Annotated in this window: 6 protein-coding genes and 2 tRNA genes; 5 read left to right on the top strand and 3 right to left on the bottom strand. The window is 50.3% G+C overall.

All coding sequences use genetic code 11. From position 1 onward, the window contains the following. Nucleotides 1–3 precede the first annotated feature (3 nt). Entirely contained in the window at nt 4–3,840 is a 3,837-nt protein-coding gene (locus tag EI42_RS25695; RefSeq protein ID WP_111325505.1) for an AAA family ATPase, read from the top strand. Nucleotides 3,841–4,121: 281 nt separating this feature from the next. On the opposite strand, the gene miaA is transcribed toward EI42_RS25695, so the two are convergent. Continuing rightward, complete coding sequence (gene miaA / locus EI42_RS25690) at nt 4,122–5,063, bottom strand: tRNA (adenosine(37)-N6)-dimethylallyltransferase MiaA (RefSeq protein ID WP_111325504.1); 942 nt, start codon at nt 5,061–5,063, stop codon at nt 4,122–4,124. After that, nucleotides 5,063–7,288 (bottom strand): serine/threonine protein kinase, encoded by a 2,226-nt coding sequence (locus EI42_RS25685; RefSeq protein ID WP_281278950.1) that lies wholly within the window; start codon nt 7,286–7,288, stop codon nt 5,063–5,065. The genes miaA and EI42_RS25685 overlap by 1 nt, the downstream gene beginning before the upstream one ends. Before the next feature lie 428 nt (nt 7,289–7,716). Here EI42_RS25685 and EI42_RS25680 point away from each other — a divergent pair, with 428 nt between their 5' ends. The 3 genes from EI42_RS25680 to EI42_RS25670 all read left to right on the top strand — a co-directional run bounded on the left by EI42_RS25680 (nt 7,717) and on the right by EI42_RS25670 (nt 9,281). Beyond that, on the top strand, nt 7,717–8,988 hold the full coding sequence (locus EI42_RS25680; protein ID WP_170142914.1) for a glucosaminidase domain-containing protein: 1,272 nt from the start codon (nt 7,717–7,719) through the stop codon (nt 8,986–8,988). Between the two features lie 86 nt (nt 8,989–9,074). After that, a tRNA-Leu gene (locus EI42_RS25675) sits at nt 9,075–9,156 on the top strand. Between the two features lie 51 nt (nt 9,157–9,207). Next, nucleotides 9,208–9,281, top strand: a tRNA-Val gene (locus EI42_RS25670). Nucleotides 9,282–9,702: 421 nt separating this feature from the next. Here EI42_RS25670 and EI42_RS25665 read toward each other — a convergent pair. After that, nucleotides 9,703–10,458: a helix-turn-helix domain-containing protein gene (locus EI42_RS25665; protein WP_111325501.1), complete on the bottom strand. Its 756-nt coding sequence runs from the start codon at nt 10,456–10,458 to the stop codon at nt 9,703–9,705. 383 nt (nt 10,459–10,841) lie between these two features. Here EI42_RS25665 and EI42_RS25660 point away from each other — a divergent pair, with 383 nt between their 5' ends. Further along, nucleotides 10,842–11,255 carry a hypothetical protein gene (locus EI42_RS25660; protein WP_111325500.1) on the top strand — a complete coding sequence of 138 codons (414 nt, stop codon included), beginning with the start codon at nt 10,842–10,844 and terminating at the stop codon, nt 11,253–11,255. Nucleotides 11,256–12,064 lie beyond the last annotated feature (809 nt).

Raw genomic sequence — 12,064 nt, 5'->3', positions numbered from 1 at the left:
TCAATGATTATTTTGAAGCATTTAACAGTCGAGCGCTTCCGCCTCTTGCGAGAGTTGGATCTTCACTTTCCTCAACGTGGATCTATTCTTATCCAGGGTCCGAATGAGTCTGGTAAATCCGCATTGCTTGAGTCGATTTATTTTGCCCTGTATGGGAAGCCTCTGGCTAGCGACGCACGGCAGCAATCCTCGCTGGATGAGTTGATCAGCTTTGGGGCGCAAACGGCTACAGTGACGCTGCTTCTCTCTGTCAGCACAACCGAGCTCTTGATAAAGCGGTGTATAGAGCGCGGTCAGGGGCAACAAATTACCTTGAGCATTCGACGGCTTGGTATCCCGAATGAGGAAATCATTACCAATCTTCAGATCGCGAATGAAACCATTGAGGCGGAACTGGGCCAGTTGACCGGCGAGGTACTGCGGAACTCCTGGCTCATTGAGCAAAAGGGCCTCGCGCGTCTGGAACTGCTCTCAGGTGAGGAACGCGAGAAGATTGTGCGTGAGGCTCTGGGCTTGCGAAAAATCACCAGCCTGCTGGAGTATTTCCGGGTGACGGATGAAGATGAACAACAGCTCCAGCTTGCACGCGAACGTGTACGCCTGGCCGAAGTACAGCATCGTCTCCCCGTGCTCAGCCGCCGTCTGGAAGAGGTCGAGGTTGCGCTTGATGTGGTAAATGTGCACCTGCGGCTCTCTGAGGTTAAGCAGCAAGAGGATGAGATTCTTGAGCAAGAGGTAACGCTGGAAGAGGTCAAGACACGGCGCTCTGAACTACGAACGCGCCAGAGCCGTATTCAGCAGCTCAAGAAGGCCGAGGCCACGCTATCAGAGATCATCTCGGCATACGAAGATATCGCAGCTTCCCGTAAGTCGATTCCCGAACTTGAAGCAGAACTGGCCGAGCTGGAAAGGCGCGAACAGGAAGAACTGCCCCTGCTGGAAAAGCGTGTCGCTGAGTTAAGCGAACTGATGCGTTCATTTGGCACGCTCCAGCGAATGTCGAACGATTTGCTGACCTCGGTTGATGCGATTAAAGAGCTTGAGCAGGATTTGAAGCAATATGATGAGACTCAGGATGATCTCAAATCCGTTGAGACGCAAATTGAGCATACCACCGCGCGGTTGCAGGAAGTTCGCCAGACACTACAGGAGCTGGAAGAGCGGCGGCGTCACAGTCGCCCGCAATTAGAAGCGCGGCTTGAGCGGTTGCAAAACCTGCTTGAGCGCCTTACGACTCTGGGTAAGCAGGAACAACAATATTTACAGGCTCTCAATGAGCGAACAGATGCACAACGCAATAGCGAAGAGCTTGAGAAGACAGCTCAGGAGCTCAAGGAAACCGAGCAAGAACTTGCGCTGGCAGAAGCAGAGGCTCAACAGGCCCAGAAACAGGCTGAGGAGCTGGAACAACGCTGGCGTCAGATTGGCTTGCGACAGCAACTTGAGGAATGGCACCGCCTGAAAGGCATGATGCAGGGGCAGCGAGAGGCCCAGAGCCTGCTCGAACAGGCGCGGCTGAATCAGGAGCGGTTACAGCTTGCTCTGGAAGAGGCTCGAACCAGTAAAGGGCGCTTTGGTGTGCTACTGGTGGTTTCAGTCCTGGCTGCTCTGATTGCAACTGCTTTTGCGATCTTTGCCTTTGCCTTTGCTGTCCCGCGCTTACCAATTCCCGGTGTTATTGCCAGCATTGTCGCGGCAGTTTCGCTTATCGCTGCAACTTTTAGCTTCCATAATTTCAAGCAGGCTCGCACCTCTGAAAGAGAGGTTGAGGATCAGATTCTGACCGCGATGAGCGAGTACAAGAAAATGCAGGGGGCACAGGTTGCTGCCTCTGCGAATCTGAAGCCAGAGACGCTTGAGCGTATCGAGCGCGAAATTACGTCTCTCGGTGGTTCTATTCCTCGCTCGCTTGAGGAAGCACAGCAGCTTCTGCGAAAAGTGGGCGAATTTGATGAGAGTGTGGCTGAAGCTCAACAGCAGGCGATGCGCAAGCGTGAAGAGGCCAGTCTTGCACGTAACCAGGTAAGCGTCACAATGGAAGCTGTAGCCAGATTGCGCAAAGAGTATGCACGCCTTGAAGAAGAGCGCAAACAACATGACTGGGACCATTTAGAGCAGCGTTTGGAGCAAGCTCAGTCTGAAATACAACTCCTGCACCAGGAGATTACGCTTCTGGCCGGACAAGAAGGTCTGCCGCTGCCCAGTCTGGATGATCGTTTGCAGCCTGCGGATGTACTGTATACCATGACGGCCCCGTCCGAGGAAGGCTCAGCCGATATTCCTCAACTGGAAACTCTGGTTGAAAGCTCGCTGAAAGATACGGAACGCGAGATTGCTGCGCTCGATGGCAAGCTTGATGCTGCCTCCGATCTGGGTGAGCAGGTGAAGGAGCTCGAAGCATCTCTACAGCATTTGCAGCAGCGCCAGAAGACGATGCAGGAACGGGCGGAACGCTACAAATCAAACAACCCGCAGGTTCAGCTTGAGCGTGCGAAAGAACAGCAGGTGGTACTGAAGCAAGCGCTCCAGGATCTTAATACCTCGCTACGGCAGCGTGTGGCGACATTGGGTCTGACTTTTGGTCAGGCCGCGGTCAATCACGCGGAAATCCAGGCTCGCAGACAACTGGAAGAGTTGCAGATTACGCTGGGCAATAAGCTGACGCTTCAGGAACGACTCGATACCAATACGCGCCGGGTTAAAGAGCTACAGGAGTTGCTCAGCGAGCGTTATAAGCAACTGGCGAAGTACAGCAACTCTCTGGGAAGCTGGATTGTTCCGCCGAAACCCTTTGCCGAAGATTTGCTTGCTTTGCGCGAACGCTGTCAGCAAGAGCTTGCATCAACAGACGAGGACGCTATTACGCAGGAGTTCGCTCGCCTGAAAAATCAAGAGGGAGCAGCTCAGGCGAAAATTCAGCTTTGTCGTCAGGAAATCACATATGTGCAGGATGTTATCCGAACCTTGCTGCGCCAGCATAAGCGGCCTGAGCCGAAGTCTTACTCGTTACAGGGATTGGCAACCGTCTGGCCTTTGATCTCCAAATACACGCCCGAGGATCAGCGCCGGCTGGAGCACGAGCGGAGCGAACTGGAAAAAGAGCTAGACGTTCTGGAAAAACAAGAAATGGCTTTGAGCAAGACCCTTCAGATTGGCGAGAACCCGCTGAAGCTGGAACAGGTACGCAAGCATCTAGAACAGCTTGAGCGTGCCTTCCTTGTGAAGAAGCACGGTAATCGCGTGTTGAAGGAGGCCCGTGAGCGCCTGCTGCAAAAGGTGGTTCCTCGAACCGAGTATTATATGCAGCAATTGCTTCCCCTGCTTACCGGCGGGCGCTATCACGATGTGAAACTGAGCACGAAGGAAGAGGCCGGCGTCATTGGGGGCGGCTCATTCCAGGTCAGTGTGTGGGAGCCTGCGGCTAACGAGTACTTGCCGAAGTCCCGGTTGTCTGCTGGTACTGCGGATCAGCTTTCGCTGGCGCTTCGTCTGGCTTTTGCAATTGCCATTCTGCCACGTGAGCTAGGCGCTGCCCCGGGCTTTATCCTGCTGGATGAACCGCTGAGTTCCTTTGATCGTGGTCGCTCACGGGCGCTGGTTGATGTGGTGACCGGTGACATTCTGGGTCAGCATTTTGAGCAGATTATCCTGATCTCGCATAGCAATACCTTTGATCCAGCAATGTTCCCGTACCATGTGTATATGGACAATGGCATGATTGTGGAAAGCAATTTCCCGACTGTGCAGAGCGTTTTATCTGCCTCACTGCCAACAGAGGGCAGGCAGGAAACAGATACCGATCCTGCACAGATCGCGATTTCGGCGCAAACTCTCTCCTGAAGCGAAGCGAAAAACAACAGGCCCGCCAGATCGGCGGGCTTTTTCTTTCGCTTTGTGGTTTGATTATGAGTTCTCAGTCTGTTCTCAGGTTCTTCACAGGCTCACTTCATGTTCAGCCTTTATCATAGGGGTGGAGAACTCTAAAGGCATGAATGGGATCGGGATTGAGCGCCCACTTTTTAGGTACCAGGGTCTACCCATTTTTACTATCCTAAATTGCCCCACTGCCTCTCTACAAGTTTCAGCCGTTCCTTCCCCACGGGAACGGCTCCTCTTTTCTATCAAAGTATTTGTCTCTGTTTAAGGAAGTCGCTGACTATCGTTCGAGCTTGCTGTTCTACATCTGTACCACCTTCAATCCACACAATGCGCTTTTCCTTGCGGAACCAGGTAAGCTGACGACGGGTAAAATCGTGAATGGCATATTTCAGCCGTTGGACCATCTCAGCCTGATCTGTGAACTGTCCCTGGAGCAGGCGGCTAATGAAGCGGTATTCCAATCCCATTGCGTCCAGACGCTCAGCGGGAACTCCTTCGGCGAGCAGCTTTCTGACCTCATCAACCATGCCTTGTTGCATACGTATGTCAACGCGCTCGTCGATGCGCTGATACAGGATCTCACGCGGCCAATGGATGCCAAGCAGCAGGCTGTGATATCTGGGATCTGCCAGGCGGCGTTGTGCGGAGAATGGCTTTCCGGTTATCAGACAGACTTCGAGCGCTCGAATGATGCGACGTGGATTGTTGCGATCAATTGTTGTGGCGCTCTGGGGGTCTAGCTCCTCCAATTGTGCCAGCAGCTCGGGTAAGGGCCGCTGTTCGAGCTCTGCACGGAGGGCGGGCTGTGGCTCGACCTGGGGGATATCCAGATTGTCGACAACGGCCTGAATGTAGTGCGGCGAGCCACCAACGAGAAAAGGCACAAGACCCCGGTGAATGATGCCGTCGATGGCTTCCATTGCTGCCTGTTTGAACTGTGCTACAGTATAGATTTCTCGAGGATCTGCGACATCAAGCAAGTGATGGGGGACAAGGCGTTGCTCCTCTGGTGTAACTTTGGCTGTACCGATATCCAGGCCCCGATAGACCTGGCGTGAATCTGCCGAGACGATCTCTCCCCGAAAGGTTTGAGCCAGATTGATTCCCAGCGAGCTCTTACCGGATGCGGTCGGACCCAGAACGACAATCAATTGCGGGAGAGCTACTTCCTTCTGTGCTGTCACTACTCTTCCTCCGTATCAGCGAACTGCTCTTCACTGTTTATCAGGTAGTCTACCCGCCACATCTGAAGGATGGCAATAGCTATTCCTGCCGCAATCCCTAGTAAACTGAAGATTGTGGGAGGAAAACCAAGAGTGAGGAGCAACCCAAAGATACTACCACAGAGGCCCGCTACTGCAAAGCTAACTCTTTTGCCCAGGCTATGAACTGAGCGTATGGCATCGGTCAATATCTCGCAGGTTTTCTCATTGATCCCGATGACAGCTATTGCTGCGCTGAGCAGTGAACAGGCTAGCAGCGAGATGGGAGCTGGCAGAAGCCGCAGGAGTAATGAACCAAATGCAAGCCCGATCAGCACGCTAGTCATTCCGGTGCAGATGCGGCTGAGTAACCCTGCTCGCTTCCAGTTACCGCAGATTGCTCCCAGGGCGGAGGCTGGAATAATCAGGCTCATAACCAGAATGAAGGCCGGATCGGAAGGCTGAATCTGTTTTTGTAACAGCCCCTCAGGAATGGTATATGCCATACTTCCGGCCATTAATGCGCCGAAGAAGGTCCGAGTATATTCTGCCCATTGACGGGCACGAAGCGAACTCCATTGAACGTCCGCAGGCTCCCAGCCATTGGAAGCGTCGGGAGAGCCATATTTCAGCGTGAGGTCCTGGTCAACGGGGGAGCTGTTTTGCTCGTCTGCTTGCGCCTGTTGTTGTACCTGCCTGGCTGTATAATTTTCCTCGATCTCATAGTTTTCTTCTTCTTCGTCAAGATCGGCACCGATGGTTTTCCCGCTGCGCCTGCGCCAGTAGTAGGGGAGCTGGCCGGGGACAGTGGCTTTGACCGCGACTTTCGTTGCCCTCCCTGAACCATTTTTTCCGGTTCCCGGTACAATCGTGATGTATCCGGTGTAATGTGTGCCTCCAAGCAATAGCTCGCGGTTGACGCAGACGGTCACTTCTGTATATGGGCCCTCAAATTCGTCCTGATCGAGTAAAATCCAGGGCTCACTGACGTAGATTGAGCCTTGAATATCCTGCTCACTGCTGATGGTGAGTGTGAGAGGAGGAGAGATCTCGTCATAGACTTCGCCAAAATCGAGCGCCGATGGTTGCACTGTCAATGTGGTGTGCGCTTTACGAAGCAGCCGAAGCGGACTGCCTGTTTTTCCGCGCTCGTGCTCTTTTTCTGGGAGGGGCGACGCAATCACAGCCTTATGCTGTGATGAGCGATGACGTACCGGGCGCGAGGATGAGGTAGAGCCTACAAGGCGAATAAATTGTTCGACAGCCTCAAATGGATCTGTCACAACAGTGCTGATGTAATGAACCTTACGGGCCAGCTCTTTCTCGCCGATTTCATGAAGCCAGACCTCGATCTCACCGCTGGCGAGATAGTCCGCGACCTCTTCCGGGTAGTAGCGACAAAATGCGGCCAACTCTTCTGGGGTGGAAACCTGTTCACCGCTCTCAAAGGCGAAGGTATGCTCTCCGAGCAGGGCACTGCGAAATTCAGCTACGCTGCTAAATCGTTTTTCGGGCTCCTTAGACGATGCTTTTTCGAGCGCTCGTGCAACGGTTGGGGAGAGATGCGGGTAATTCTGGCGTATATTTTTCAGGCCGAAGTCGTCTTCCTTCAGGACCGTATCCGTCAGCAGTTGAAAGAGGGTCATCGCCAGCGAATAAATATCTGAGCGCACATCAGTCTGGGCGTTACCGTACTGCTCAGGAGGCGCGAAGCCAGGGGTCCCGAGTTTCTGAGTGTCCTGAGAAACAGAGGGGCGGAAAAAGCGGGCGATCCCAAAGTCGATGAGTTTTATTTGTCCATCGCGTGTGAGCATCACGTTTCCCGGCTTGAGATCGCGAAAAATAATGGGAGGATGCTGGCTGTGCAAATATTCGAGTACATCGCAGAGCTGCCGGGCCCAACCCAGGACGCGGCGCTCGGGAAATGGCCCTCCGTTGCGCTCAAGCAGTTCTTCCAGTGTCCAGCCGTCTATGTATTCCATGACGAGATAGTAGCGCTGATTCTCCGAAAAGAAGCCGGTAAATGTAGGCAGGTTGGGGTGATTAAGGCCCCACAGGATTTTTGCTTCAATTTTGAAATTTTGGATGGCCTGTTCACGTTCATTGTCAGGGATCATAGACAGGCTCATCTCTTTAATGGCAAAGACTGCCTGACGCCTGAGATCACGAGCCTGATAAACGGCTCCCATGCCTCCTTGTCCTATCACTCGCTCGATTAAGTAGCGCTTGTGCAGGAGGGTGCGACGTCCAAGACGTCCTGTTTGTGTATGCCTTTGGCCGTTATGCTGGTTAATGGTAATCCCCCCGTCTGTTGTCTCTTCAATCCCGATTCGTTACACTTTGCCGACCTCAGTATAGCATACCCCTGTGGGACATACTACCTATTCACTTACAGTTTCCACAGTACACAATCAATCGGTATGGTACAATAACACAGGCATGTCTTTCATTTTTTGGTTCGTTGGTGTGATAGCACTTGTTAAGGTGCTAAAACACCAGTTTTCTATATAAAACGATTCAGACCGGTAATATGCCGGTGTTTATAAGAGGAAAAAACATCTATATCTAACTAAGTTGTATAGTAGTATATCCTGGTAGGTTGTATTGTATGTCTTTTTCACGAAAACAACATAAGATGCGAATACGCTGGCATTCGCTGTTGTTCCTCTGGGGAGGAACGGCTGTGATATTGCTTGGCGGCGCTTTTACGCTCTTCTGGCAGATGCAGCATGGAGCGCCGATGAAGGCCAGTGGCAGTTCTGTAATCGGTCCTCCCACGCTTTCCGCTGAGACGGTTGAGACCATTTTCAGAAGAAACGGAAGCCCGATGGTAGGAACCGGTCAGGCTGTTGTGGAGGCTGCCTCTCAGTACAATATTGATGATGCTTTTGCTCTGGCTGTCTGGTGGGCTGAAACCAATCAGGGCGCTGCTGGTGTTGGCCTGGCCGATCTGAACCCGGGCAGTGTACGTGGCAATCCGGGTTATCCAACCGCGTATGATGGGTATACGCTCTACCCCTCATATACAGAAGCTGTCTGGGATTGGTTCAAGTTAATTCGGAATGGCTACGTTGATCGTGGGACGGCTACTGTGTACGATATCAGCAGTACGTATGTGGGCACCGCTGATGCTCCCGAGTGGGCTGCAAAGGTGATGGAGCAGATGTCCCAGTATCGTGCGGAAGCGCCAGCTCCGATACCATCACCAACGCCGTCTTCTGAGCCAACACAGGAACCAACGCCAACTGCGACGCCGATAAAAACGCCAAGTTCACAGCCAACCGTGGTGAGCACGAAATCAGCTCGGCAAACAAAGCAAGAGGTCCCGACAACGAAAAAACAGCCTGAAGTACAGCCGCAGGCCCCATTTGTCTTCTCGCCTCAATTTTTCTGGCTGACGGGCGGAGGGCTGGCCCTCGTGTGTATTCTGGTTCCTGTCATTGTTACACAGATCAAGCGAAGACGACAGCGCCGTTTGATGATAGATCTGCTTCTGGGTATGACGGAGCCACTACCGGACAATATGGCGATGAAGAAACTTCCTGTCACTCCTTTGCCTCAGACAGACTTCACGGCTCTACCATTTTTGCAGGAGAGCCCTGTCACTGAAAAACAGTTGGCTGTGCGTCCGCCCCTGTTAAAGCTGGCTGTGCGGAAGCAGGAAGTACAGGAACGTCAAACAGATGCATTGGAGCGTCTTCCTGCGCATGGGGGACTGCTTTCTCGCTATCGCAGTGGTACTGAACAACTTTCTCCCGCTATCGAGAAGGCAGATGAGGTTGTGACGTTGATCGATCCTTTTGAGTATTCGCCTGTAGAAAACTTACAGGAGCAAAAGGGACCGCCTGAAGCAGGTACGCGACGCTCGTTCCGACGCTATCGGATGAATACCATCAAGGAATCTTAAAAAAGGGCAAAAAAAAGGTCTACAACCTGTTGACAAATTGCTTCTGAGGGTGTATTATGGCAAACGTAAATGAGGTTATAGCTTATGCCCTCGTGGCGGAATGGTATACGCAGCAGGTTGAGGGCCTGTGCCTGTAAAGGCGTGGTGGTTCGAGTCCACTCGAGGGCATTTCTCTGAAAAGGCATCCAGTATAGATTTTGGGTGCCTTTTCATCTGTCAGGGCGATTAGCTCAGCTGGTTAGAGCGGCTGCTTTACACGCAGTAGGCCGGGGGTTCGAATCCCTCATCGCCCACCTAAGAAAAGCTTTAGAAGCCTGTCCAGGACTATTAAAGAGTAGTCTGAGACAGGTTTTTTTGTGGGTAAAATTGAGGATTAGGCCAACTGGGTTCTTCCCAGGTATTTTTTGTGGCTGTCTTCTTTTGGTTATGGAAAACTCTCGTAAGGACATCTGTATGAGATGTCTTTACGAGGGCTTGGATTAATGGGGTTGATTTTAGTTTGTTTTGTTCTTAGCTTAATGTTTTGTCCTTCATTAAGGGAAGAGTGCTGGTACTTAATAAAAAGCCCTTGTAAGGACTTCTTTTTGAGTATCCTACAAGGGGTAAGATGAATGATCCAGCAATAAATTAATATGTTTCTATTCTTTTCTGGATAACGTCTGTGAGCAGTATATAGGCTTGCTGGTTGTTTATCCATCTTATTTGTATCGGTCTCTACCATTCGTTTATCTTGTCAATTAGGCTTTTGATATATTTAACTTGGTGTTGTTCTGGTGTAAGTACATAACCTAAACGATTAGGGTTTTGTCCTACTTTTACAAAGCCTAGAAACTTTAATATTCTTTCTCCCTCGGGAGTTGCTGCGTAGGCATACCATTTCTTTATATCATGCTCTTGATAGAGCTTGCTTGCCCAATTGATGGTATGTCTAATTAAAGCTGCTCCATACTCCTGTCTATCTTCTGTGTAGACAGCAATAGTTGCAATATAAGCATATAAATCAGGATCGGTCCACTTCTTTATAGACGTAAGAGGAATATCTATTTCATTCATTTCATTGTTAACGAGTTTTATGCAGGTTTGCTCATCTAGAGGCATGATAGTCACCCCTCCTACCATTTGGTTTCCTGCTCGTAAATTCATGAATATATCATCGTTTCGTGACATCCATTTTAGTGCAACATCGAATGGAACATAATCATCCCCATATAAACGATGGCTATGTTGTATTCGCGTCCATAGTTCGGCTTTTGTGGTTTTACCAAAAGTGGTGGTAGGCCGCATTTGCTTTTTTAAACGCAAAAGAGCGTCTATAGCTTCTTTAGGGTATTTTCTGCCTCGTTTTTTACCTGGCTCAATCTCATATGGGATTTCACCCGCATCAACCTCTCTGTAAAAGCTTGCACGAGGGAGTTTTAGTAATCTCATAACCTCATCAGCAGTGTAGTAATTTTCTTTGTTTTTGTTCATCTGTTTTCCTCTCTTTCTTTGAGTGCTTTATCTGAGAACCAGTTATATAGCTGTTTTGGTACCAGTGTATCACAAAATTAACGAAATGGATACTGTGAAATTAGCGTGAAAATGATACTATGAGACTTGACAATAATTTGCGTTGGTATTATTCTTATATTGATACTATGAGACTTAGATAATTAGGTCATTGATACAGAGAGTGATTAAGTGGGAAATGTTGAGCTAAGGACCGTACTTCCTTAGCTCAACCCGTTGAGCGTTTGCTTTGGTAGAGCTAGGCTCGGTGTTATTCTGGCATTTCCTGCTTAGTCTGTCAATCTCAGGTTATTGATGTGCTAGGTGTGTAAGCCTGGCATTCAGTTGCAAGGAAGGGATGACTGATGCAACAGGTGCAGATTGTGTATGAGTATCCAGTTTTTGTGCCTAGTATGATGCTTGATACTTCTTCATTGAGTGAGGTAGTTGTTGACCATAAGGCATTTTTTGACGGGTGTCAGGATGGTTTTGAGGGTTTTTTAGAAATTCATTTAGAGGATGTGGGAGAGGGCAGGGAGGAGCAGTATGTGCTGCATCTTCCAGGTGCTTTGGATGTTGTGCAGAAAGTGGTGCACGGGGTGTTTCGTCCGACATGCCCGTTTCAGTGGCTTATAGGATATTACCACGGGTGGTTTTCAGCGTTGGCGTTGTATGATGCTGCTCTGGCTTCTTTGGGTCATGCGCTTTTTGTTCAACTTGTACTCCAGATACGAGGAGGGGTTTCTTATTATCGGGTAGATGCGCGTGTTTCGTTGTGAGGTTTTCATATATAAGTGGTGGAAGCATGTTGATATGTATACATGTTGGCATGCTCCCATCTCTCTTGTTAATTACGGGTAATATTGGTATTTCGGTTAAGAAAAGCATATGTTAAGAAATTCGTAGACGGTGTGTTAATACGGTGGGGACGCGATGGTGGTGGGTGGTGGTGGTCAAAAACATCTCTAGCCTGGGTAGGGGGTGTGGCCTTCGTGATGGGGTAGCGGTTTCTGCTCGTCTGCTGCGGTTGTACGCGCGACTGCCGCCGCTAACCGTACCCCATCCCTGTCGCGCTCCCTCTCTGCAACCCGCGTCGACGGCGTACAACCCGCCTGCCCTTCCCTTGACTCTATAAAGAACAAATCACACATTTAAAAACACGGAAGGAAATGGGAAGAATAGGAAAGTTTTGAAAAGCATTTTATGATAAAGTGAAGTGGAGGTATGTTTATGAAGGAAGTGACACTTGAGCAGCAAATACAAACAGCAGAAAAGTATGGGTTAGAGACATTATTTGTGTGTCCTGATACGTGGGCATTGCGGCATGTTTGGATAAATATAGAGACAGGAGAACGGCAACGAGCACGGTGTAACAGGTGGGAATGCTTGTATTGTGGGCCGCGAAAGGTTGATCTGTGGCGGAAGCTCATTCGAGAAGCGAAGCCTGTCTTGTTTTTGACATTAACAAAGGCAGGCAAGACCGTCGAGGAGGCAGCACGAGCTTTTACGACGTTTGTTCAAGCACTCCGTCGAGGATCGAAAGGACGTGGTCGAGGGCATATCGGAGCTCGTGAAGCGTATCCTGTGG

This window comes from Thermosporothrix hazakensis, assembly GCF_003253565.1.
GTDB classification, from domain to species: domain Bacteria; phylum Chloroflexota; class Ktedonobacteria; order Ktedonobacterales; family Ktedonobacteraceae; genus Thermosporothrix; species Thermosporothrix hazakensis.
This window is presented reverse-complemented; position numbering and strand designations above follow the sequence as displayed.